This is a genomic window from Streptomyces sp. M41(2017), assembly GCF_002078175.1.
Taxonomy (GTDB): domain Bacteria; phylum Actinomycetota; class Actinomycetes; order Streptomycetales; family Streptomycetaceae; genus Streptomyces.
Map to the genome: position 1 here is coordinate 332441 of NZ_MWFK01000001.1, position 23270 is coordinate 355710.

Below are 23270 nucleotides of genomic sequence, written 5' to 3' on the forward strand. Positions count from 1 at the left end.
GACTCGCTGGCATGTCTGGCCAGTCGCTGCTCGTACCAGGGGAGCTCTCCCCCACCCGTCCCGTGCCGGGAAACATCAGGCGCCCCGAGTACGTGGGCAAGCCCGCGCCCACGCCGTACACCGGCCCGGAGGTGCAGACGCCCGAGACGATCGAGGCGATGCGGATCGCCGGACGGATCGCCGCACAGGCGATGGCCGAGGCCGCGAAGGTCATCGCGCCCGGCGTCACGACGGACGAGCTGGACCGGGTCGCGCATGCCTACATGTGCGACCACGGCGCCTACCCGTCGACCCTCGGCTACCGCGGTTTCCCCAAGTCGCTGTGCACCTCGGTCAACGAGGTCATCTGCCACGGCATCCCGGACTCCACGGTGCTGCGCGACGGCGACATCGTGAACCTCGACGTGACCGCGTACATCGGCGGCGTGCACGGCGACAACAACGCGACGTACCTGGTCGGTGACGTGGACGAGGAGTCGCGGCTGCTCGTGGAGCGGACCCGTGAGTCCCTCGACCGTGCCATCAAGGCGGTCCGTCCGGGGCGGCAGATCAACATCATCGGGCGCGTCATCGAGTCGTACGCCAAGCGGTTCGGGTACGGGGTCGTGCGGGACTTCACCGGGCACGGGATCAACTCGTCGTTCCACTCCGGGCTGATCGTCCCGCACTACGACAGTCCGCACGCCACGACCGTCATCCAGCCCGGGATGACCTTCACCATCGAGCCCATGCTGACGCTCGGCACGCACGACTACGACATGTGGGACGACGGGTGGACGGTCGTCACCAAGGACCGCAGGCGGACGGCGCAGTTCGAGCACACACTCGTCGTGACCGACTCCGGCACGGAGATCCTCACACTGCCGTAGCGCCGGCCGCCCGCAGCGCCGGAGCCGTCGAGCCCTTTGAGCCCGCCCTGTCCACAGGGCGGGCTTTCCCATGTGGTTCGGGACCAGAATCGGGGTACGGTTTTACCGACATGGTGTCGGGAAGGCTGTTGACTTAGGTAAGCCTAACCATAGAAGATACGAGGGATCTCGCGCCATTTCCCGCCCTTCTCCTCGGCCTCGGAGGCCCCATGAACGCGTCGGACACGTCGGACACGATGACGCCGGCGAGCACGCCCTTCTCGACGCTCATCCGCACCGCGTCGCACGAGCAGCACACCGAGGCGGAGACCTCGACGTTCATGAGCGACCTGCTCGGCGGCCGGCTGGGTGTCGAGGCCTACGCGCGCTACACCGAGCAGCTGTGGTTCGTCTACGCGGCGCTGGAGTCGGAGGCGGACACCGCTCGGCTGGCCGCCGATCCCGTGGCGGGCCCCTTCATCCGCCCCGAGCTGCTGCGCCGCGCGGCTCTGGAGCGCGACCTCGCCCACCTCCGGGGTCCGGACTGGCGCGCCACGCTCACCGCGCTGCCCGCGACGCGTGCGTACGCGGACCGGGTCGCGGAGTGCGCCCGCGAGTGGCCCGGCGGCTATGTCGCCCACCACTACACGCGCTATCTCGGCGACCTCTCCGGTGGCCAGATCATCCGGGGCAAGGCGGAGCAGACGTGGGGCTTCAGCCGCAAGGGGGACGGCGTCCGGTTCTACGTGTTCGAGGACATCTCCAACCCGGCGGCCTTCAAGCGGGGTTATCGGGAGCTGTTGGACGGGGTCCTGGCGGACGAGTTGGAGAAGCAGCGGATCGTTGCGGAGTGCAAGCGGGCGTTCGCCCTGAACACCGGGGTGTTCCGGGACCTCGGGGAGGAGTTCCCGCTCTCGGCGTGATCGTCTTCTTCGTCTTTTCGGGGCCCGGGGACTTCCCCGGGCCCCTTTGCGTCTCCCCTGCGGGGGGCGTCGGGTTCGGAGGCTTGGGGTTCACCGGGTGCGGGCGGGTGGGGGTCGGTCGCGCAGTTCCCCGCGCCCCTAAGAGCCCCTGCGGGGCCCGTGCGCTGGCGCCGTCCAGCCCGTGCGGGACCGGTGGGGGTTGCTCGCGCCGTTCCCCGCGCCCCTGAGAGCCCCATTGGGGCCCTGGGGGTCGGTCGCGCCGTTCCCTGCGTCCCCGGCATGGCCCTGCGGGGCCCGTGCGTCGGGCCCGTGGGGTGGTGGGCCCCTCAGTGTTCGAGGTGGACTCGGCCGCCGACCTCCACCCAGTCGTTCGGCTGGGGGGCCGTGAGGAGTTGGGAGCCGTTGCCCTGGGTGATGTTGAGGGCCCGGCCCAGGTGTTGGGTCAGGAGGATGGCCGCCGCTCCGGTGGCCTCGTCCTCGTCGATGCCGTCGTCGCGGCCGGGGAAGGCCCGGGCCCGTACCCGGCCGCCGGCCTCGTCCTGCCAGGCCCAGGCGTAGATCCACTCCCCCGGCGCGGGCACGGCCAGTTCGTCGACCTCGGCCACGGACGCGTACCGCTTGAGGGTGCGCGGCGGCGCCCATGCGGCGCGCGCCTCGATCCAGCTGAACTCGCCGTCCAGCCGGACCCCCACCACCCCGGCGGGCGTGACGAGTTCGGGCACGTCGAGCAGCCAGCCCACTCCGACGCAGGGGTGTCCGGCGAAGGGCAGCCGCAGGGTCGGCGTGTAGATGTCGACGACTCCGCGCTCGGGGTCGTCCACGAACACGGTCTCGCTGAACCCGAGTTTCGCGGCGAACTCCTGCCGCTCCGCCCGGTCCGGCATCACCGAGCCCTCGCGCACGACACCGAGCTCATTGCCATACCCGCCGTCGGGTCCGCAGAAGACCCGCAGCACGTCGTAGTCAGTCACTCCGGCATTCAAACATCACTCGGGCACGCGACCGCCCACCCCGGTCGGTTCCCCCTTCGGGGAGGCATGTGCGGGGTGGGCGGTCGTGCGGCCGGGGATCAGGCCTGGCGGCGCCTGCGGACCGCGATGACCACGCCGGCGCCTGCCGCGACGGTGACCGCCGCCGCCGCGCCGAGGGCGCCCGCGGGGACGTCCGAGCCGGTGGAGGCGAGGGCGCCGGTCACGCCGCCCGTCGTGGAGCCGGTCGTGCCGCCGCCGGTGGTGGTGCCGGACGTCGTGCCGGAGTCGCCGGAACCTCCGGTGCCGGAGCCGTTGCCCGAGCCGCCGTCGCCGTCGCCGTCGCCGTCGGGGAGCTGGGCGTCGTCGCTGAGGGCCACCGACAGGTCGACCGTGTCGAGGACGGTGCCTTCGGTGTAGAAGCCGCCGAAGGCCTGCGCGCCCGCCTTCGTCAGTTCGGCGGTGACGTCGTCGAGGCTGATGACGTCGTCCTCGGCCTTCAGGTCGGAGGTGCCCGCGGTGAGGTTCGCGAGGACGACGTCGTCGCTGGTCTTGCCGAGGCTCTCGACGTCGGCGGTCAGTTCACCGGTGCCGCCGTCGAGTTCGACCGTCAGGCCGCTGAGGGTGAGGTCGAGTCCGTAACTGCCGTTCGCCTCGTGGCCCTTGAAGTTCACCGCGCCCTTGAAGGCGGCCTTGAGGGTGTCGGCGTCCGTGTCGTAGCTGCCGTCGGCCTCGGTGAAGGTGAAGACCCCGTTGCCGGAGGCCTGCGTGGCGCCGCCGGACGCGGTGACCTTGCCCTGCGCCGGACCGTCGACGACGTAGGTACGGAAGGACTGCTTGACGCCCCAGCCGAGGGTGCCGTCGGCTATGTCGCCCTTCGTGGCGGCGCCGGTCTCGGAGGCCGAGGCGCTCGGGCTCGTGGTCTGCGAGGCGGAGGGCGACGCCGTGGAGGAGGCCGATCCGGTCGGCTTCGGGGAGGTCGACGTCGTCGGCGACGGGGACGTCGAGGAGGAGGCGCTGCCGGTCGGCGACGGGGACTGCGTCGGGGGCGTCTTCTGCACCACCGTGAGCGGATCGCCCGCGGCCCCCTCGTAGCTCGCGCTGCCGAGGACGGTCGCCGCCTCCTTGGTCAGCTTGGTCTCCATGCCCGTCATGGTGCGGGTCACGGTGACGTCGGCGAGCGGGACGTCGTCCTGGGTGGTGCCGCCGCTCGTCACGTCGGCGGTGATCTCGGCGGCGCCGCTGTCGAACTTGACGTCGGACAGGGTGAGGTCGAAGCCGTGCAGCTTCGAGGCGATCTTCAGGCTGCCCGCGAAGCCGAGCCGAACGGCGTGGGTGTCGGAGTCGTAGGTGCCGGTGCCTCCCGCGAAGGTGAACGCACCGTTGTCGGCGGCCTGGGTCGCTCCCTCGGCGGGCGTGAAGGAACCGGCCGCCATGCCGGTCACGTACGAGCGGTAGGACTGCTTGATGCCCCAGGTCAACTCGTAGTCCTTGAGCGGGGCTTCGGCGGCCGACGCGCTGGTGACGGCGAGGGCGCCGGCCCCCAGGGCGACCGCGACGGCGGCGGCGAGTGCGAGGGGGCGGCGGCTGCGGCGGATGGCGGCCATGATCGTGGGTCTCCTCAGGGGTGGGCACCCTCCACCGGGGGGCGGAGGGGCTCGATGGATGGGTGTCAGTCCTTGTCCGCGGACGCGGGGGCCGTTGCCGAGCCGGCGGCGTCCGACGGATCCGAAGCGTCCGACGGGTCGGGCGCGGCTGCGGCCCGCGGGGCCTGCGCGGAGGCGGGACCGGCGCCGGCAGCGGTACCGGGGCCGGCCGAGGTGGTGGTCCGGAGTGCCGCCGGCGGCCCGGACTCCGCCTCGTCGGCGGCGCCTTCCGTGCCCGGCGTCGTGTCCGGTGCGGGACGCCGACGGCGCCTGCGCACGATCACGAGGGCGAGGACCGCGGCGGCGGCGAGCAGGACGGCGGCGGCGATCCCGAGCGAGACGGCGGACCCGCCGTGCGAGGTGTCGCTCGCGGAGTTCTCCGTCCGGGGCGCGCCGGCGGCCTTCTCGTCGTCGGCGGCCTTCGACGCCTGGGGGGCGGGGGACGCGGACGTGCCGAGGTCGGGCAGGGCGGGCAGTCGCGCGTCGTCGGTGAGGGCGACGGAGAGGGTCAGGGGGTCCATCGCGGTGCCGCCCCGGTACACCCCGCCGAAGGCCTTCGCGCCCCGGGAGGTCAACTCGGTCGGCACCTCGGCCAGTTGGAGCAGTCCGTCCTTGGGCGTCAGGTTCTTCGCCAAGAAGGTCACGAGAGGGACCTTCTTGGCGGTGAGTCCGGCGCTCGCGACGTCGGCGTACAGCGTGCCCCTGCCGTCGGCGACGGAGACGCGCGGTGCGCTCAGCCGCAGGTCGAGTCCCTGGTGTCCGGTGAAGCGCACGGCACCGTCGAAGGCGGCGGTCAGGCTGTGCTTCTTCGTGTCGTACGTGCCCTGTCCCTCGGGGAAGCGGAAGAGCGCGCCGCCGTCCTGGGCGCCGGAGGTCAGCGTCCACCGTCCGTCGGCGACGGGCCCGGTGACGTACTCGCGGAAGGTGCGGCGCACGCCCCAGTCGACGGCGCCGTCCTCGATCACGCCCGAGGCCGGCTTCTGGGCCGGGTGCTCGGACGTCGGCTCGGGGGTGGCGGTGGCCGACTGCCGGGGCGACGGCGCGGCCCACACGTCGGCCTCCAGGCTCACCGGGTCGAGCGCGGTGCCCGCGGTGTAGTACCCGGCGAACGACCTGGCTCCTTGTGAAGTGAGGGTGGCGGGAAGGTTGTTGAGCCGGACGGCGGTGCCGCCGCCCTTCATGTCGATGCCGCCTAGGGAGAGGGTGGCGAAGGGCACCTGTGAGGACGTCGTGACCGCCCCGGTGCCCTTCGCCTTGCTGGTGATGTCGACGTAGAGCGTGCCGCCGCCGCCGGCGAGGCGGACGGTGGGGCGGCTGATCGTCATGTCGAGTTCGTAGGCGCCGCCGCTCTGCCGGTGTCCCACGAAGTGGACCCCGCCCGAGTACGACGCGGTGAAGGCGCCGGTGCCGGCGTCGTACGAGCCGCTGGCCGAGTGGAAACGGAACTGGCTCGCGCCGACCGTGGCAGCGCCCGACGTGAGCGAGAAACCGCCCTTCGCTATCGGACCGGTGACATAGCTCTGGAAGGAGGATTTGACACCCCAGTCGAGGCGGCCGCCCTGCACGGTGCGGCTCGCGGCGTGGGCGGCCGTGGCGGTGAGCAGAGCGCCCAGCACGGCCGCGCAGACAACGGCGGCCAGAGCCCTCGATCGCGCGGGCATGAATGTCCTCCGGATTCCGGTGCCTGAAGAGGCGGTAGCGACTTAGGTAAGGCTAACCTAAACTATCGCCCGGATGGGTCGGAAGAGTACCGAGAGGAATGACGGGACAGTGCAACGCGTGCGCAGACGACTGGCGGGGGCGCTGTTGTCCGCCTTCGCCCTCACCCTCACCCTGACCGCGTGCGGCGGCTCGGCCGGTCCCGCGCCGGCGGCCACCGGCGCCGCGGCCCGGGGCGAGGGAGCGGCAGGGGCCAACCGCGTCGAGCCCCTGGCATCACCGGGGAAGCCCCGACTCCCGGTCACCGTCCGCTCGTCCGGCGGCAGGAAGGTCACCGTCGAGAAGGCCGACCGGATCGTGCCGCTGTCCGGAAGCCTCAGCGAGATCGTCTTCACGCTCGGCCTCGGCGGCCACGTCGTCGCCCGCGACATCACCGCCACCTTCGACCAGGCGAGGAAACTGCCGGTCGTGACCCGCAACCACGACGTCTCCGCCGAGAGCGTCCTCTCGCTGCGCCCCGACCTCGTCCTCGCCGAGAGGACCACCGGCCCCGACGAGGCCATGGAACAGATCCGCGACGCCGGGGTCCCGGTCCTCGTCGTGGACCCGGCGCAGGGCCTCCAGGACGTCGGCCCGCGCATCCGGGCGGTGGCCGACGCCCTCGGCGTACCCGCCGCCGGGAAGCGGCTGACGCAGCGTTCGCAGGACCGGATCGCCGCCGTGCGCGCGGCGGTTCCGGCCCACGCGGACCATCCGCGCGTGGCCTTCCTCTACCTCCGCGGGTCCGCCTCCGTCTATCTGATCGGCGGCCGGGGCTCGGGGGCGACGTCGCTGCTCGAAGCGGCCGGAGCCGTCGACGCGGGCGCCGCGTCGGGCCTGAGGAAGGACTTCACCGCCATCACCACCGAGGCACTGGCACAGGCCGCGCCCGACGCGATCCTCGTGATGTCCAAGGGCCTGGAATCGGTCGGCGGCGTCGACGGGCTCGTCAAGATCCCCGGCGTCGCCCAGACCCCGGCCGGGATGGAGCGCCGGATCGTGTCCGTCGAGGACGGCGTCCTGCTCAACTACGGCCCGCGCACCGGTCAGGTGCTGAAGTCGATGGTGCGTCAGCTGTACGGGGACGCCGCGTGACCGCCGCCCGGCCGGCCCCGGAGACGGTCGCCGCACCCGCCGCCGACCCCGTCCGCACCCGGGACGCCGGTCCCGCCTCCGTCGAACCCTCCCCCACCGCTCCCGTGCGGAAGCGGCCCCGGGGTGTGCCCTGGCTCCTGACCGGCGGTCTGGTCGCCGCCCTGCTCGTCCTGATACCCGTGGCGGCCGGCATCGGCGCGTACCCGATCCCCGTCGGTGACGTGCTCGGCTCGGTGGCGCACCGGATCGGACTCGGCGGCGGCCCGCTGGACCGGGTCCCGGAATCGGTCCTGTGGGACGTACGGTTCCCGCGCATCGTGCTCGCGCTGCTCATCGGCGCCTCGCTGGGCTGCGCCGGCGCCCTCATGCAGGGCGTGTTCGGCAACCCGCTGGCCGAACCCGGCGTCATCGGCGTGTCGTCGGGCGCGGCGGTCGGCGCGGTCGCGGCCATCGCCCTCGGCCTGGACTTCATCGGCAGCTGGACGATCCCCGCCGTCGCCTTCGTCACGGGCCTCGCGACGGTGCTGATCGTCTACGCCATGTCCCGCTCGGGCGGGCGCACCGAGGTCGTCACGCTGATCCTCACCGGCATCGCCCTGAACGCCTTCACGGGCGCGCTGATCGGACTGTTCCTGTTCTTCGCGGACTCGGCGGCCGTCAACCAGATCACCTTCTGGCAGCTCGGATCACTGGCGCAGGCGACCTGGCCGAAGGTCCTCGCGGTACTGCCCTGCGCCGTGGCCGGTCTGGCGGTGGCACCGCTGTACGCCCGCCGGCTCGACCTGCTGGCCCTCGGCGAACGCCCGGCCCGGCACCTGGGCGTGGACGTCGAACGGCTGCGGATCGTCCTGGTCCTGGTCATCGCGCTGCTCACCGCGGCCGCCGTCAGCGTCTCCGGGATCATCGGCTTCGTCGGTCTCGTCGTCCCGCACCTGCTGCGGATGGCGGCCGGTCCCGGGCACCGGTTCCTGATCCCGGGCAGTGCGCTCGGCGGCGCGGCGGTGCTGCTCGCCGCCGACCTCGCGGCCCGCACGATCGCCCAGCCCGCGGAACTCCCCCTCGGTGTCCTCACCGCCCTGCTGGGCAGCCCGTTCTTCCTGTGGCTGCTGCGCAGGACCCGCCGCAAGCAAGGAGGTTGGGCGTGAGAACCGCTCGTACGAAGTCCGGGCCGACGACGGCCTCGCGGCTGCCGCGCACGGCCCTGCGCCTGCTGCTGCCGGGGACGGCGCGGCCCGTGCCGCCTCCCCGGCCCGCCCCGGGCGACGTCCTGGCCGAGACCGAGGACCTGCGCGTCCGGCTGGGCACCGAGGAGGTGCTGCGCGGCGTGGACGTCACCGCCCGCGCCGGGGAGGTGCTCGCCCTGGTCGGACCCAACGGGGCCGGAAAGTCCACCCTGTTGTCCGCGCTGGCCGCCGATCTGCCGCCCGCCGAGGGCGTCGTACGGCTGCACGGGCGTCCGGCGACGGAGTGGACGGCGCCCGAACTCGCCCTGCGCCGGGCCGTGCTGCCCCAGGCGGCGGCCCTGTCGTTCCCGTTCACGGTCGAGGAGGTCGTCCGGATGGGCCGGGCACCCTGGGCCCACACCCCGCACGGCGACGACACCGCGGTCGCCTCCGCCATGGCCGCCACCGAGGTCACCGGGTTCGCGCCCCGCTCGTTCGCCGCGCTCAGCGGCGGCGAACGGGCGCGGGTGGCGCTCGCCCGGGTGCTCGCACAGCACGCACCGCTGCTCCTTCTCGACGAGCCGACGGCCGCACTCGACCTGCGGCACCAGGAGTTGGTCCTGCGGGTGTGCCGGGAGCGGGCGGCCGCCGGTGACGCCGTGGTCGTGGTGCTGCACGACCTGGGCCTCGCCGCGGCCTACGCGGACCGGACGGCGGTGCTGTGCGCCGGCCGGATCGCGGCCGACGGTCCGCCGGCGGAGGTGTTCACCGACGGACTGCTGAGCGATGTCTACCGGCAGCCGGTCGAGGTGCTCCCGCATCCGCGCACCGGCGCCGCGCTCATCACACCCAGACGGGACTCTTGACCTTTCCTTGACCCTCCCGTGGGGCCTGTTTTGAGTCACCGTGATCTCGCCGTTTCTGTACGGCGACTGTGAGAGCTGAATCACCGAACGACCGGGTATCACCAAGGCAAGCCTCAGATAAGTTAGGCCAGCCTCACCATGCCGACGGGGGACCTCCGTGCGGTTTGTCCGACTTCTCTTGGAGCCTGAATGCGAGCCGTCCGACTCTCTGTTGTCACCGCTGCCGCCACCGCGGCAGCTCTGGCCGCCGTCACGGGTTGCACCGAGAAGAGCGACGCCAAGAACGGCGACGCGATCCAGGTGACCGCCGCCGACGCGAAGTGCGACACCTCGGTGAAGTCGGTGCCGGCCGGCCAGGTCACGCTGAAGATCGAGAACAAGGGGTCGAAGGCGACCGAGGTCGAGATCCTCTTCCCCGACGACCGGATCGTCTCCGAGAAGGAGAACATCGGCCCGGGCACCAAGTACACGCTGACCGCCGAGGTGAAGGCCGGTTCGTACCAGATCGCCTGCCGTCCGGGCATGAAGGGCCTGGGCGTGCGCCAGAAGCTCACCGTGACCGGCGGCAAGGTCGCCCGCCGCGACCCGCGCCTGGACAAGGCCGTCGCCGCCTACCGCGAGTACGCGCAGGAGCAGGCCGACGCCACGATCCCCAAGGTGCAGACGTTCGCCGACGCCATCAAGGCCGGCGACCTCGAAGCCGCCAAGAAGGCCTTCGCCCCCTCCCGCGTCGGCTGGGAGCGCACGGAGCCGATCGCCGAGTCCTTCGGTGACATCGACCCGAAGACGGACACCCGCGCGGACGGCCTGGAGAAGGGCCAGAAGTGGACCGGCTGGCACGCGCTGGAGAAGTCCCTCTGGCAGGACAAGAAGATCGGCGCCGAGCAGAAGACGCTCGCCGACCAGCTCGTCACCGACCTGAAGGACTGGCAGAAGCGGGTCGGCAAGGCCGAGATCACGCCGACGTCGATGGCCAACGGTGCCAAGGAGCTGCTGGACGAGGTCGCCACGGGCAAGGTCACCGGCGAGGAGGACCGCTACTCGCACACCGACCTCAGCGACTTCAAGGCCAACGTCGAAGGCGCCCAGAAGGCGTACGAGCTGCTCAAGCCGGTCGCCGAGCAGAACGACAAGGCGCTGACCACCAACCTGGACAAGCAGTTCACGGCGCTCGACACGCTGCTCGACAAGTACCGCACCGACAAGACCTCGGACGGCTTCGTCTCGTACGACACGCTCACCAAGGCGCAGACCAAGGAGCTGTCGGACGGGGTCAACGCGCTCGCCGAGCCCCTGTCGAAGCTCGCCGCCGCCGTCGTCAAGTAGTCGCCGACAGAGGATCAGCATCATGACGAACGCCCAGGACAGCACGGAGGGCACGGAGGGCACCGGATCTGCCGCGGGCGGCTCCGCGCCGTCCCGGCGTTCGCTGATCGGCTGGGGCGGTGCCGGGCTCGCGCTCGGTGCCGCCGTGGCCGGCGGCGGCGTCGCGATGACCCGCACCGGCAACGACGTCGACCCCGCCGGATCCGGCACCTCGGGCCCGGTCCCCTTCCACGGCACCCACCAGGCCGGCATCGCCACCCCCGTCCAGGACCGCCTCCACTTCGCCGCGTTCGACGTCAAGACCGACGACCGCGCCGCGTTCATCCAGCTCCTCAAGGACTGGACCCGCGCCGCCGCCCGCATGACCGCCGGACACACCGTCGGCGACGGCGCCTACGGCGGCCTCGCCGAAGCACCCCCCGACGACACCGGCGAAGCCCTCGGCCTCAGCCCCTCCCGCCTCACCCTGACGATCGGCTTCGGACCGTCCCTGTTCGACAAGTTCGACCTCGCCGACCGGCGCCCCGACGCCCTCGTCGACCTCCCCCAGTTCCCCGGCGACAACCTCGACAAGAGCCGCAGCAACGGCGACCTGTGCATCCAGGCCTGCGCCGACGACCCCCAGGTCGCCGTCCACGCCATCCGCAACCTCGCCCGCATCGGCTTCGGCACCGTCGCCATCCGCTGGTCCCAGCTCGGCTTCGGCAAAACCTCCTCCACCACCCCCGACGCCCAGACCCCCCGCAACCTCATGGGCTTCAAGGACGGCACCCGCAACATCGCCGGCACCGAGACCGACCGCCTCAAGAAATTCGTCTGGGTCGGCGAAGGCGACGGCAGCGACTGGATGACCGGCGGCTCCTACCTCGTCGCCCGCCGCATCCGCATGAACATCGAGACCTGGGACCGCACCTCCCTCCAGGAACAGGAAGACGTCTTCGGCCGGGACAAGGGCGAAGGCGCCCCCGTCGGCAAAGCCAAGGAACACGACGAGCCGTTCCTCAAGGCGATGAAGCCCGACGCGCACGTCCGCCTCGCGCACCCCGACGCCAACCACGGAGCGACGATCCTGCGCCGCGGCTACTCCTTCACCGACGGCACCGACGGACTGGGCCGCCTCGAAGCAGGCCTGTTCTTCCTCGCCTACCAGCGCGACGTACGCAAGGGCTTCATCCCCGTCCAGCGCAGCCTCTCGCGCACCGACGCCCTCAACGAGTACATCCAGCACGTGAGTTCGGCGCACTTCGCCGTCCCGCCCGGCGTCCGCGACAAGGACGACTGGTGGGGCCGCACGCTGTTCTCCAAGGAGGCCTGACCGTGTTCTCCAACTACCTGATCGGCCTGCGCGAGGGCCTCGAGGCCAGCCTCGTCGTCTGCATCCTCATCGCCTACCTCGTCAAGACGGACCGCAGGGACGCCCTCAAGCCGATCTGGGCCGGCATCGCCGTCGCCATCGCCGTCGCCCTCGGCTTCGGCTGCGCCCTCGAATTCGGCTCCCAGGAAATGACGTTCCAGGCCCAGGAAGCCCTCGGCGGCTCCCTGTCCATCGTCGCCGTCGGCCTCGTCACCTGGATGGTCTTCTGGATGCGGCGCACCGCCCGCCACCTCAAGACCGAACTGCACGGGAAACTCGACGCCGCCCTCGCCATGGGCACCGGCGCCCTCGTCGCCACCGCCTTCCTCGCGGTGGGCCGCGAAGGCCTGGAGACCGCCCTGTTCGTCTGGGCCTCCGTCCACGCCGCCAGCGACGGCACCCCCCGCCCCCTCATCGGCGTCGCCCTCGGCCTCGCCACGGCCGTCCTCCTCGGCTGGCTCTTCTACCGCGGTGCCCTGAAGATCAACCTCGCCAAGTTCTTCACCTGGACCGGCGGCATGCTCGTCGTCGTCGCCGCCGGCGTCCTCGCCTACGGCGTCCACGACCTCCAGGAAGCCGACTTCATCCCCGGCCTCACCCACCTCGCCTTCGACATCAGCAGCACCATCGACCCCACCAGTTGGTACGGCACCCTCCTCAAGGGCGTCTTCAACTTCCAGCCCGACCCCACCGTCCTCCAGGTCACGGTGTGGGCGCTCTACCTGGTCCCGACACTCGCGATCTTCCTCGCCCCGGTAGGGTTCGCCTCCGGGAAGGGGAAGGTGAAGGCACCTGATGAGCAGGGATCACACGGGTCGCAGCCCACGAAGGCCTCGTAGTTCCGGCAGCCTCCGCCGTTTCGTCCTGGCGACGGGAGCGGTGACCGCTCTGTCCGTCGCCGCGAGCGGCTGCGTGGTGGTGCACGGTGAGCGGGAGGTCGTCCCGGCGGCGACCCGCGCCGAAGCCGCCCGCGCGCTCAAGGACTTCACCGCCGCCTACAACAAGGCGGACAAGACGTACGACCGTTCGCAGGACGCGGACCGGGTGACCGGTCCGCTCGCGGACATCGACGCCGCCAAGCTGAAGGCCGGGCACAAGAACAACCCCGGTGGGAATCCCTCGCATTCGGCGCTGGAGTTCCGGGACGCGACGTTCGCCATACCCGCGAAGGCGGCGTGGCCGCGCTGGTTCGTGGCGAACACGGCGGCCAACAAGGGCGCGCCGGGCAGCCGTTGGCTGATGGTCTTCACCCGGGGCAGCGCCGCCGAGGTGTGGCAGGCCTCGTATCTGACGGTCCTCACCGCCGACGAGGTGCCGCGGTTCACGCGGGACAAGGACGGCTGGGCGCAGCCCGTCACGGCCGACGACGCGGCGCTCGCCGTCGAGCCGGAGAAGCTCGGCAGCACCTACGCGACCTATCTGCGGGCGGGCGGCGACACGTTCGCGGCGGGGACGCACACCTCGCTGTGGCGGGCCCAGCGCAAGAAGTTCGCCAACCGGCCGGGGCTCGCACGGCAGTACATCGACGAGCCGCTGACCACGGGCGACCACGCGCCGGTGGGTCTGCGCACCGCGGACGGCGGGGCGCTGGTGTTCTTCACGACGCACCGCTTCGAGAAGCAGACCGCCGCGGAGGGCACCGCGATCCCGACGCCGAGCGCGGACGTGCAGGCGCTGACGACCGGTGAGATCAAGCAGTCCCTGACGCTGGAGTTCGTCTCCAACCAGGTGGCCCTGGACCCGGCGAAGGGCGCGGACGACCAGCGGGTGTCCGTCCTCGGACGGGTCGAGGGACTGACCGGCGCGAAGGGCGAGTGAGCGCGGTCCGGCCCCGGCGGGCCGGACCGGTCTCCGCTCAGCCCCGGTGCGGCCAGGCGGCGAGCCGCTCCGCGCCGCCGTTCTCCCCGGCGTAGCGGGCGCACGCGTCCGTGAGGTGTTCCAGGAGGGTGAGCGGGTCGGGCAGCGGGTGCTCGGGACCGCGCACCCAGTCGACGCTCAGACCGCCGGGCAGCTGGGCCGGCGGCACGAGGACGTACGAGCCGCGGCAGTGCCAGCGGAACCCCGGGTGCTCGTCCATCGTCTCGGGGTGGCAGTCCAGCTCGCAGGGCCACCACTCGTCCTCGTCCTCGGGCGTACCGCGGGTGAGGGTGAAGAAGAGCATGCGGCCGTCGCCGGTCTCGGCGACCGGGCCGACGTCGACGCCGGCGGCCAGTATCCGCTCCAGCGCCTCATGGCCCGCCTCCAGCGGCACGTCGAGCACGTCGTGCGTCATGCCGGTCGCGGTGATGAAGTTCGCCTTCGGCTGGTGCCGGGCCCAGCGCTCGATCTGGGCGCGGTCGGTGGTGGACTGCGTCTGCCAGGCGAAGGAGACGGGGTGACGCGCGGGTGTGGGACAACCGACGCGGTCGCAGGAGCAGCGGTGGCCCGCGGGGTACGCGGCCTGAGCGAGCGGCAGTCCCGCGTCCGCGGCGGCGAGCAGCAGGGCCTCACGCCGGGCGTCGGACGTCTCCGCGGGAGGCTTGGGCCGGCGTCCCCGCAGCCACTGGGAGATCCTGCCCTGCGCGCCGGGGCGGCTTCCGAACTCTGCGCTCATCTATCCCCTCGCCAAGCCGTAGTGCACTCGTCGTCCTTTGCCCATGGTCCCACCATCCTGCGCCCCGGGTGGCCGGAGCCGACAACCGGGGTAGGTGGGGCGATGCGTTCGCCGGGCCCTGATCAGGTGCTATCGCACGATGTATGACGATTTACGGTCCGCTCGGAGGGTGACGGGACCGTCAGCGCGGAGCGAGACCGTGCAGGGCGTAGTCGACGAGGGTGTCCGTGTAGTCGTACGTGATCGGGGCGGTCCGCTGGAGCCAGCGCTGGGCGAGCGGGGAGACGAACAGTTCCAGGGCGATCCGTGGGTCGACGTCCGGGCGGACCTCACCCTGGTCCTGGGCGGAGCGCAGGCGCCGGACGTACAGCTGGAGCTGGGGTTCGAGCAGTTTGGCGACGAACTCGGCGCCGAGCCGGTCGTTCACCAGGCCCTCGGCGGCGAGGGCGCGGGAGGGCACCTCGAAGGCGGGGTCGAGCAGCTCGTCGACGGTGGCGCGCAGCACCAGCTTGAGATCGGCCGCGAGGTCGCCGGTGTCCGGGAGGGCGTACGGCTCCTGTCCCGCGGCCCGCGCGGCCTGTTCGCCGAGGTCCATGAAGGCGTCCAGCAGCACCTCCGCCTTGGACGACCACCAGCGGTAGATCGTCTGCTTGCCGACCCCGGCCCGGGCCGCGATGCCCTCGATCGTGGTCTTCGGGTAGCCGCTCTCCCCGACCAGGGCCAGGGCGGCGGCGAAGATCGCGCGGCGGGACTTCTCGCTGCGCCGGGTGGCGTCGGGGGCGGGCCGCCCGGCGGGGCCGGGTGCCGGGGCGGAATCGGGGCTGGAGCTGGGCTTCTCGGCCATGGGGCGAACCTACCAGGACCGCGATACGGGGCGTCTCGCGTCCGGGGGGGGACCCGTGGGCGGACGTCCCGCGGGGCGTCTCGCGTCCGGCGGGCACCCGTGGGCGCGCGTCCCGGCCAGGGTTCCGGCGGGCCCCCGGTCGCGGTTCCGGTCGGCGTTCCGGCGGGCCGCACGGTCGGGGTTGCCGGTCGGCGTTCCGGCTGGCTGCACGGTCGGGGTTCCGATGTACGCGACGGCCCCCCGGCCGGGATTCGCCCGGGCGTCCCCGGCGGGGGTCCCGTGGCGGTTCCCGGCGGGGGTTCCGGCGGCCGGGCGGGGCGTCCGTGACGCGGACGGCGGACACCACCCGTCCGCCTGCGGGCGGCGACGGTGCGCACGGCGCACCATGAGCATCAACTGCCCCTGCGGTTGCGTAAGGAGCCTTCCTTGCACCCTCTCCGTCGTGCCACGCCCCGGCGTTACCTCATGTGCCCCCCGGTGCACTTCGACGTCACGTACGCGATCAACCCGTGGATGGACCCCGCCAAGCCGGTCGACGTGCCGCTCGCCCTCGCCCAGTGGGAGGACCTCCGCGACCGCTACCGCTCCCTCGGCCACACCGTCGAGGAACTCACCCCCCGCCCCGGCCTGCCGGACATGGTCTTCGCGGCGAACGGCGCGACGGTCGTGGACGGCCGGGTGCTCGGCGCCCGGTTCGCCTTCCGGGAGCGTGCGCCCGAGGCGGCGGCGCACCTGGAGTGGTTCCGCGCCCGGGGGTTCGCCGAGGTCCTGGAACCCGTGCACGTCAACGAGGGCGAGGGCGACTTCGCGGTCACCGCCTCGTACGTCCTCGCGGGCCGCGGCTTCCGGGCGAGCCCGCTCTCGCACGGTGAGGCGCAGGAGTTCTTCGGCCGTCCGGTGATCGGCCTGGACCTCGTCGACCCGCTCTTCTACCACCTGGACACGGCGCTCGCCGTCCTCGACGACACGACGGACGAGGTCATGTACTACCCGGGGGCGTTCTCCCCCGGCAGCCGCGAGGTGCTGCGCCGGCTGTTCCCGGACGCGCTGACCGCCACCGACGAGGATGCCGCCGCGATGGGCCTGAACGCGGTCTCGGACGGCCTGAACGTCCTGCTCCCCCAGGAGGCGGCCGGTCTCTTCGGCCCGCTCCGCGACCGCGGCTTCTGCCCGATCGGCATCGACCTCGGCGAGCTCCTGAAGGGCGGCGGCAGCGTGAAGTGCTGCACGCAGGAACTCCGGGGGTGAGCCCCGATCCCCGCGACCCGCCCGCTGTCCCGGGCCTCGCGGCCCTCACGGTGCGCGGCCCGGGCTTCCGGGCGGGGGTCTAGGACTCCTCGGGCGGCGGCCAGGCGTCGCCCCAGTCCGTGTCCCGGGCCGCCTTGTAGAGCGGGCCGTGGCGTTTGGTCACCGTCTCCCGGTGGAGGGACTCGTCCGGTCCGCACAGGTCGAGCAGGACCTGGCCCTTGCGGATCTGCGGCCTGCGCACGACGCGGGCGGGCGCCGGTTCGGGCGGGAAACGGGTCACGGCGATGTAGCTGAACTTCTCGTCCTCGTAGGGCAGGGAGCCGCCCTTGACCTGACGGTGCAGGGAGGAACGGGCGACCCGGGCGGAGAAGTGGCACCAGTCCTCGCCGGGGACGATCGGGCAGGCCGCGCTGTGCGGGCAGGGGGCGGCGACGTGGAAGCCGGCGTCGATCAGCCGGTCGCGGGCGGCGAGCACACGGGCGTAGCCGTCGGGCGTGCCCGGCTCGATGATCACGACGGCCTGTGCGGCGCTCGCGGCGGCGTCCACGACCGAGGCGCGGTCGTCCTCGGTCAGTTCGCCGAGCACGTAGGAGACCGTGACGAGGTCGGTGCTCTCGATGGTGAGCGCCGCTCCGATCCGTGAGCGCTGCCATGTGGCGCCGGTCAGTTCGGGGTTGGCGGCGGCGATCTCCCGGCCGAGGGCGAGTGCGGGCTCGGCCCAGTCGAGCACGGTCACCGGGCGGGTGCCCTCCCAGGTGGCGTTCACCGCCCAGGTCGCCGCGCCGGTGCCGCCGCCGACGTCCACATGGCTTCCCGGCGCCCAGCCGGGCACCGCGTCGGCGAACGCGTCGAGGGCCGCGCGGACCGCCTCGAACGTCGCGGGCATCCGGTACGCGGCGTACGCCGCCACGTCCGAGCGGTCCCGCAGGATCGGCGCGTGCGTCGGGGTGGTCCCCCGGTAGTTGACGATCAGCCGCTCGACCGCCTGCGCGGCGGCCTTCGGCGGGAGACCGTCGAGCAGCCCGGCGAGGGCGCTGCGCAGGGTGTCGACGGTGGGGAGGGGGGCGTTCACGGGGTCGATTCTCTCAGGTACGGCCGGTCGCCCGTGGCACGGGCGCTCTTCCCCGACCTGGGGCGTCTCCCCGCCCGCGCACCGCCCGTGACTGTCACCCGACAACCTCGGCTCGCCCGTAGGGACTCCCCGCCGTCGGCGGCACGCGGTCGCGATGCTTCCCCGGCCTCCGGCCGGGCCCTCCCCCGCCCGCGCACCACCCGTGACTGTCACCCGACAACCTCGGCTCGCCCCCGGGGGACTCCCCGCCGTCGGCGGCACGCGGTCGCGATGCGCCCCCGCCGTCGGCGGCGTGCCGGAGGCTCAGGTGCCGCGTACCGCTCGGCGGAGGCGGGTCGCCGCTGCTGCGCGGGGGGTGTTGTCCGGTGGGCGGCGGCGTGGGTGGACGGTGTTGGCGAGCAGGACCAGGAAGGTGCCCGTCACCGGGTCGAGGACCAGGGACGTACCGGTGAAACCGGTGTGGCCTGCCGCGCCGCCGCCCGCGAGGGCGCCCATGAACCGGGGCTGGTCCAGGGCGAACCCGAGGCCGGGCGGGGTCAGCAGGAGTTCGACGAAGTCGGGGCCGAGGATGCGCGCGGGACCGTAACTGCCGCCGGCGAGCAGGGTACGGCAGAAGACCGCCAGGTCGCGGGCGGTGGAGAAGAGGCCCGCGTGACCGGCCACGCCGCCGAGCGCCCAGGCGTTCTCGTCGTGCACGACCCCGCGCAGCATGCCCCGGTCCGCCTTGCCCCAGGGCCGGCGCTGGTCCTCGGTGGCGGCGGCACCCGGGCAGGGGCCGAAGGCGGTGGCGTTCATGCCGAGCGGGCGGGTGATGCCGTCCCGGACGAGGACGTCGAGCGACCGCCCGCTGACCCGCTCCAGCACGAACTGGAGGAGGATCAGGTTGAGGTCGGAGTACAGGTACTCCCCCGGCTCGGACGAGGGGGCCTCGGCCCGCAGCATCGCCAGCCGGGTCGCGTCGTCCGGGCAGTCGTACAGCGGGAGTTCGGGGCGCAGCCCGGAGGTGTGGGTGAGCAGCTGCCGTACGGTGACGCCGTGCTCGCGGACACCGCGGAACTCGGGCAGGTACGCGCCGACCCGCGCGTCGATGCCGAGGGTGCCGCGCTCCAGTTGCTGCACCGCGGCGACCGCCGTGAACAGCTTGGTGAGCGAGGCCAGGTCGAAGGGCGTGTGCACGGTCACCGGCACACGGGCCCCCGCCGCCAGCTCGGTCCCGGCGTCGGTCTTCTCGTCGTAGGCCGCGTAGCGGACCGCCCATCCCGCCGCCTCCTCGACGGCGATGACGGGGCCGCGCCCGGCGACCAGCACGACGCCCGCCGCCCACGGGTCGGGCCCGGTGGTGAGGGCGCGGACCTCGCCGGCGAGCTGTCGCAGCTCTCCGGCGTCGAGTCCGGCGCGTTCCGGTGTGTCGATCCGCAGTCTCGGAGCGCTCAGCTGTCCGCCGCCTTTCCGTCCGGTGTGGGCCCCGTGCGCCGGGGACGGCACAGTCCCACGAAGCAGGCGACGGCCACCAGTACGGCCGCCAGTTGGACGACGGCCATCGGGACGGCGGTGTGCTCGCCCGCGATGCCGACGAGCGGTGAGGCGACCGCGCCGATGAGGAAGGAGGTCGTGCCGAGCAGCGCGGAGGCGGAACCGGCCGCGTGCCGGACCCGCATGAGGGCGAGCGTCTGGGTGTTGGGCAGGGCGAGGCCCATCGCGGACATCAGCACGAACAGCGCGGCGGACACGGGTACGAGTCCGACGTTCCCGAAGACGCCGGTGGACATGAGGAGCAGCGCGGTCGCGGCGAGGACGACGAGGGCGAGGCCGGTGGCGAGGACCTTCTCCAGCGGGACCCGGCCGACCAGCACCTTGCCGTTGATCTGGCCCGTGATCACGAGGCCGACGGAGTTCACGCCGAAGAGCAGGCTGAACGTCTGCGGGGAGGCGCCGTAGATCTCCTGGATCACGAACGGGGAGGCGGAGATGTAGGCGAACAGGGCCGCGAAGGTGAAGCCGCCGGCGAGCATGTAGCCCGCGAAGACCCGGTCGGCGAGCAGCCCGCGCATGGCGTGCAGCGCTTCGCCGACGCCGCCCACGTGCCGGTCCTCGGGCCGCAGCGTCTCGGGGAGCTTCGCCCAGACGACCGCGGCGAGCGCGATGCCGACGGCGGTGAGGACCACGAAGACGCCCCGCCAGTCGGTGACGCGCAGGATCTGTCCGCCGATGAGCGGCGCGACGACGGGGGCGACCCCGGAGAGCAGCATGAGGGTGGAGAAGAAGCGGGCCATCGCGTCGCCGTCGTAGAGGTCGCGCACGACGGCGCGGGCGATGACGATGCCGGCCGCGCCCGCGAGACCCTGGGCGAGTCGGAAGGCGACGAGGAGTTCGACGGTCGGGGCGAGCGCGCACAGCACCGTGGCGACGACGTACACGGCGAGTCCGGAGAGCAGCGGGCGCCGGCGGCCCCAGCGGTCGCTCATCGGGCCGACGACGAGCTGGCCGAGTGCCATGCCCGCGAGGCAGGCGGTGAGCGTGAGCTGCACCGTCGCCGCGGGTGCGTGCAGGGCTCCGGTCACCTCGGGCAGCGACGGGAGGTACATGTCCATCGCGAGCGGGGGTGTGGCGGTGAGCCCGCCGAGGACGAGGGTGACGAGGAGTCCGGTGCGGCCGGCCGGGCCCGGGCCCGTGGCCGGTCGCGCCGTCCGGCCCCGGGCCTGCCGGGGTTCGGCGGCGGGCACCGGTGCGGTGTCCGCGGCGGTCGCGTCCGGTATGTGCCCGTGCGGGCTTTCCTGTTCCCGCGTGGTGCGGCCACGCTCGGGCATGTGCCCTCCCTCTCCGAGTGATGCGCCCCCTATGCTCTCAGTTCGAACAGCGTGTTCGGGGTCACAGATCGAGGTGCGGGCATGACGGGCGAGCGCGAACGCGTGCGGTGGGGGATTCTGGCGACGGGCGGGATCGCCGCGGCGTTCACGGCGGACCTGGTGGACATGCCGGACGCCGAGGTCGTGGCGGTCGCCTCCCGGACGGACACCTCGGCGAAGGCGTTCGCCGAACGGTTCGGGATTCCCCGGGCGTACGGGGACTGGGCCTCGCTCGCGGCCGACGAGGACGTCGACGTGGTGTATGTCGCGACTCCGCACGCGGCGCACCGGCAGGCCGCCGGGATGTGTCTGGAGGCGGGGCGCCATGTGCTGTGCGAGAAGGCGTTCACGCTGAACGCGCGGGAGGCGGACGAACTCGTCGCCCTCGCGCGGCGGCACGACCGCTTCCTGATGGAGGCCATGTGGATGTACTGCAATCCGCTGGTCCGGCAGCTGAAGACCCTGGTCGACGACGGGGTGATCGGTGAGATCCGCACCGTGCAGGCCGACTTCGGCCTCGCGGGGCCCTTCCCGCCCTCGCACCGGCTGCGGGACCCCGCGCAGGGTGGCGGCGCGCTCCTCGATCTCGGCGTCTATCCGGTGTCGTTCGCGCAGTTGCTGCTCGGGGAGCCCTCGGACATCGTCGCGCGAGCGGTGCTCTCCGATGAGGGCGTCGATCTCCAGACGGGTGCGCTGCTCTCCTTCGAGAGCGGCGCTCTCGCCTCGGTGCACTGCTCCATCAACGGCGGCACTCCGGTGGCCGCCTCCGTGACCGGCTCCGAGGGCCGCATCGACGTCCCGGACGGCTTCTTCTTCCCGGACCACTTCGTGGTGCACCGCGACGGCCGCGAGCCGCAGACGTTCCGTGCGGAGCCGTCGGCGGGGCCCCGCAACAGCCTGCGGCACGAGGCCGCCGAGGTGATGCGCGCGCTGCGGGCGGGTGAGCGGGAGTCCCCGCTCGTCCCGCTGGACGGCACGCTCGCCGTGATGCGGACGCTCGACACGATCCGGGACCGCGTCGGCGTCCGCTATCCCGGCGAGGCCGGCGGACCGGACGTCAGGCCTGCTTGAGCCCCTGGTCGCCGACCTCCGTCACGAAGGAGGCGGCGGTGGTGACCGGCGCACCCGGGGTCGTCACCGCGGACACGGTCCTGAAGTCGGCCCGCGCCGCCTCCCGGCCCAGTTCGACGGTCACGTAGCCGCGCCGCCCGTTGTAGAACTTCAGGTGCGGGTTGGCCTGGGTGTAGGTGGCCCAGTTGGCGGGCCGGTCGGCGCCGTCCTTGCCGCTGGTGATCGAGGTGGCGACGATCTCGGTGCCGAGGACCGCCGACGAGGGGTCGTCGAAGTCGTCGAGGAGGTCGAAGGCGTACCCCACGTGCACGTCCCCGGTGAGCACCATCAGGTTCTCGGTCCCGGTGGACCGGGCGCCCGCGAGGATCCGCTGCCGGGAGGCCCGGTAGCCGTCCCAGGCGTCCATGGACACCTTGGCGACCGGGTTCAGGTCCAGCTTGCGCTGGGCGAAGGTGACCTGCTGCGGTACGACGTTCCACAGGGCCCGTGAGTCCCGCCAGCCGTCGATCAGCCAGCGTTCCTGCGTCGCGCCGGTGATGGTGCGCGCCGGGTCGTCCGACTCGGGCCCGGGGACGTGCGAGCCGTCGCCGTAGGCCTGGTCGGAGCGGTACTGGCGGGTGTCGAGGATGTCGAACTGGGCGAGCCCGCCCCAGCGGAGCCGGCGGTAGAGCTGGGCGTCCGGGCCGACCGGGAGCTGCGCGCGGCGCAGCGGCTGGTTCTCCCAGTACGCGCGGTAGGCGGCGGCGCGGCGCAGCAGGAACTCCTCCGGCGGGCCGTCGTTCTCGTCGATGTCGTCGGCGTAGTTGTTCTCCGTCTCGTGGTCGTCCCAGGTGACGGCGAAGGGGTGCGCGGCGTGCGCGGCCCGCAGGTCGGGGTCGGACTTGTAGAGGGCGTACCGCAGGCGGTAGTCCTCCAGCGTCACGGTCTCGTGGTTGAACAGGTCGGGGAGCGTCCGGTCGGTGTAGTTGCGGGCGCCGCCGACGGAGCTGACGGCGTACTCGTAGAGGTAGTCGCCGAGGTGGAAGACGACGTCGACGTCCTCCTCGGCGAGGTGGCGGTACGCGGTGAAGTAGCCGTCGTGGTACGCCTGGCAGGAGACGGCGGCCAGGCTGAGCGAGCCGACACGGGCGCCGGGGGCGGGCGCGGTGCGCGTGCGGCCCGTCTCGCTGGTCCAGCCGCCGACCTTGAAGCGGTAGAAGAAGACGCGGTCGGGGGCAAGGCCGCCGACCTCGACGTGCACGGCGTGGTGGTACTCGGGGTGCGCGGTGGCGGCGCCGCGCCGCACGATCCGGCGGAAGCGGTCGTCGTGCGCCAGCTCCCAGTGGACGGTGACGCGTGCGGCGGGCAGGCCGCTGTCGGGCTGGTACGGGGCGGGCGCGAGCCGGGTCCACAGCAGTACCGAGCCGGGCAGCGGGTCGCCGGAGGCGACGCCGAGCGTGAAGGGGTTCTCCGTGATTCTCGCCGCGTCGAGTTCGGCGGCGCTTGCCGTACCGGCGGCCGGGAGGTCGACGGCGAAGGCGAGCGCGGCGGCCGCGCCGGTGACGGTGAGGAAGCGGCGGCGCCCGATGTGCCGTGCGACGGCGCGGATTTCGGGGGCGTGCTGCGACGGATGCTGCTGGCCTGCGGGTGTCATCTGGCCCTCCCCTGACGGTGGTGGTACACGGCATTGGAGTGGTCAGGATCGACGGCCGCTTGGCGCGTACACAACA

At 72.8% G+C, this 23270-nt stretch carries 20 protein-coding genes; 11 read left to right on the forward strand and 9 right to left on the reverse strand.

Features of this window, described 5'->3' with window-relative positions:
- Nucleotides 1–11: 11 nt before the first annotated feature.
- Nucleotides 12–869: a type I methionyl aminopeptidase gene (gene map, locus B0675_RS01485; protein WP_081216915.1), complete on the forward strand. Its 858-nt coding sequence runs from the start codon at nucleotides 12–14 to the stop codon at nucleotides 867–869.
- 209 nt (nucleotides 870–1078) lie between these two features.
- The gene (locus B0675_RS01490) at nucleotides 1079–1771 is read left to right on the forward strand and encodes a biliverdin-producing heme oxygenase (protein WP_081216916.1); all 693 of its coding nucleotides are present in this window, start codon (nucleotides 1079–1081) and stop codon (nucleotides 1769–1771) included.
- A gap of 326 nt (nucleotides 1772–2097) precedes the next feature.
- On the opposite strand, the gene B0675_RS01495 is transcribed toward B0675_RS01490, so the two are convergent.
- The 3 genes from B0675_RS01495 to B0675_RS01505 all read right to left on the reverse strand — a co-directional run bounded on the left by B0675_RS01495 (nucleotide 2098) and on the right by B0675_RS01505 (nucleotide 6046).
- Nucleotides 2098–2742 (reverse strand): PhzF family phenazine biosynthesis protein, encoded by a 645-nt coding sequence (locus B0675_RS01495; protein WP_081216917.1) that lies wholly within the window; start codon nucleotides 2740–2742, stop codon nucleotides 2098–2100.
- A gap of 98 nt (nucleotides 2743–2840) precedes the next feature.
- Nucleotides 2841–4346 carry an HtaA domain-containing protein gene (locus B0675_RS01500; protein ID WP_081216918.1) on the reverse strand — a complete coding sequence of 502 codons (1506 nt, stop codon included), beginning with the start codon at nucleotides 4344–4346 and terminating at the stop codon, nucleotides 2841–2843.
- 65 nt (nucleotides 4347–4411) lie between these two features.
- Nucleotides 4412–6046 (reverse strand): HtaA domain-containing protein, encoded by a 1635-nt coding sequence (locus tag B0675_RS01505; RefSeq protein ID WP_081216919.1) that lies wholly within the window; start codon nucleotides 6044–6046, stop codon nucleotides 4412–4414.
- A 73-nt stretch (nucleotides 6047–6119) separates the two neighbouring features.
- Here B0675_RS01505 and B0675_RS01510 point away from each other — a divergent pair, with 73 nt between their 5' ends.
- The 7 genes from B0675_RS01510 to B0675_RS01540 all read left to right on the forward strand — a co-directional run bounded on the left by B0675_RS01510 (nucleotide 6120) and on the right by B0675_RS01540 (nucleotide 13705).
- Nucleotides 6120–7178, forward strand: coding sequence for an ABC transporter substrate-binding protein (locus tag B0675_RS01510; protein ID WP_081216920.1), 1059 nt, complete (start codon nucleotides 6120–6122; stop codon nucleotides 7176–7178).
- Nucleotides 7179–7282: 104 nt separating this feature from the next.
- The gene (locus B0675_RS01515; protein WP_241539882.1) at nucleotides 7283–8323 is read left to right on the forward strand and encodes an iron ABC transporter permease; all 1041 of its coding nucleotides are present in this window, start codon (nucleotides 7283–7285) and stop codon (nucleotides 8321–8323) included.
- Between the two features lie 56 nt (nucleotides 8324–8379).
- On the forward strand, nucleotides 8380–9207 hold the full coding sequence (locus tag B0675_RS01520; RefSeq protein WP_081221526.1) for a heme ABC transporter ATP-binding protein: 828 nt from the start codon (nucleotides 8380–8382) through the stop codon (nucleotides 9205–9207).
- 189 nt (nucleotides 9208–9396) lie between these two features.
- The gene (gene efeO, locus B0675_RS01525; RefSeq protein ID WP_081216922.1) at nucleotides 9397–10533 is read left to right on the forward strand and encodes an iron uptake system protein EfeO; all 1137 of its coding nucleotides are present in this window, start codon (nucleotides 9397–9399) and stop codon (nucleotides 10531–10533) included.
- Between the two features lie 22 nt (nucleotides 10534–10555).
- Nucleotides 10556–11848, forward strand: a complete 1293-nt coding sequence (gene efeB / locus B0675_RS01530) for an iron uptake transporter deferrochelatase/peroxidase subunit (protein ID WP_081216923.1) — start codon at nucleotides 10556–10558, stop codon at nucleotides 11846–11848.
- A gap of 2 nt (nucleotides 11849–11850) precedes the next feature.
- A complete protein-coding gene (efeU, locus tag B0675_RS01535) occupies nucleotides 11851–12726 on the forward strand; it encodes an iron uptake transporter permease EfeU (RefSeq protein ID WP_081216924.1) in 876 nt (291 codons plus the stop codon).
- The gene (locus B0675_RS01540) at nucleotides 12683–13705 is read left to right on the forward strand and encodes a hypothetical protein (RefSeq protein ID WP_081216925.1); all 1023 of its coding nucleotides are present in this window, start codon (nucleotides 12683–12685) and stop codon (nucleotides 13703–13705) included. Before efeU ends, B0675_RS01540 begins: the two co-directional genes overlap by 44 nt.
- 37 nt (nucleotides 13706–13742) lie before the next feature.
- Here the strand turns inward: B0675_RS01540 and B0675_RS01545 are convergent, their stop codons facing one another.
- Nucleotides 13743–14480, reverse strand: a complete 738-nt coding sequence (locus B0675_RS01545) for a bifunctional DNA primase/polymerase (RefSeq protein ID WP_081216926.1) — start codon at nucleotides 14478–14480, stop codon at nucleotides 13743–13745.
- A gap of 181 nt (nucleotides 14481–14661) precedes the next feature.
- Nucleotides 14662–15324, reverse strand: a complete 663-nt coding sequence (locus tag B0675_RS01550) for a TetR/AcrR family transcriptional regulator (RefSeq protein WP_081216927.1) — start codon at nucleotides 15322–15324, stop codon at nucleotides 14662–14664.
- Between the two features lie 426 nt (nucleotides 15325–15750).
- Between B0675_RS01550 and ddaH the strand changes: the two genes are divergently transcribed.
- Entirely contained in the window at nucleotides 15751–16572 is an 822-nt protein-coding gene (ddaH, locus tag B0675_RS01555) for a dimethylargininase (protein ID WP_347107772.1), read from the forward strand.
- Nucleotides 16573–16651: 79 nt separating this feature from the next.
- On the opposite strand, the gene B0675_RS01560 is transcribed toward ddaH, so the two are convergent.
- From B0675_RS01560 to B0675_RS01570, 3 genes are all read right to left on the reverse strand, one after another.
- Nucleotides 16652–17644 carry a small ribosomal subunit Rsm22 family protein gene (locus B0675_RS01560; protein WP_081216929.1) on the reverse strand — a complete coding sequence of 331 codons (993 nt, stop codon included), beginning with the start codon at nucleotides 17642–17644 and terminating at the stop codon, nucleotides 16652–16654.
- A gap of 303 nt (nucleotides 17645–17947) precedes the next feature.
- Nucleotides 17948–19129 (reverse strand): serine hydrolase domain-containing protein, encoded by a 1182-nt coding sequence (locus B0675_RS01565; RefSeq protein ID WP_241539668.1) that lies wholly within the window; start codon nucleotides 19127–19129, stop codon nucleotides 17948–17950.
- On the reverse strand, nucleotides 19075–20451 hold the full coding sequence (locus B0675_RS01570; RefSeq protein WP_081216930.1) for a multidrug effflux MFS transporter: 1377 nt from the start codon (nucleotides 20449–20451) through the stop codon (nucleotides 19075–19077). The genes B0675_RS01565 and B0675_RS01570 overlap by 55 nt, the downstream gene beginning before the upstream one ends.
- Before the next feature lie 81 nt (nucleotides 20452–20532).
- Between B0675_RS01570 and B0675_RS01575 the strand changes: the two genes are divergently transcribed.
- Nucleotides 20533–21561 carry a Gfo/Idh/MocA family oxidoreductase gene (locus tag B0675_RS01575; protein ID WP_081216931.1) on the forward strand — a complete coding sequence of 343 codons (1029 nt, stop codon included), beginning with the start codon at nucleotides 20533–20535 and terminating at the stop codon, nucleotides 21559–21561.
- Here the strand turns inward: B0675_RS01575 and B0675_RS01580 are convergent.
- The gene (locus tag B0675_RS01580) at nucleotides 21548–23194 is read right to left on the reverse strand and encodes an alkaline phosphatase D family protein (protein WP_081216932.1); all 1647 of its coding nucleotides are present in this window, start codon (nucleotides 23192–23194) and stop codon (nucleotides 21548–21550) included. The genes B0675_RS01575 and B0675_RS01580 overlap by 14 nt on opposite strands.
- Nucleotides 23195–23270 lie beyond the last annotated feature (76 nt).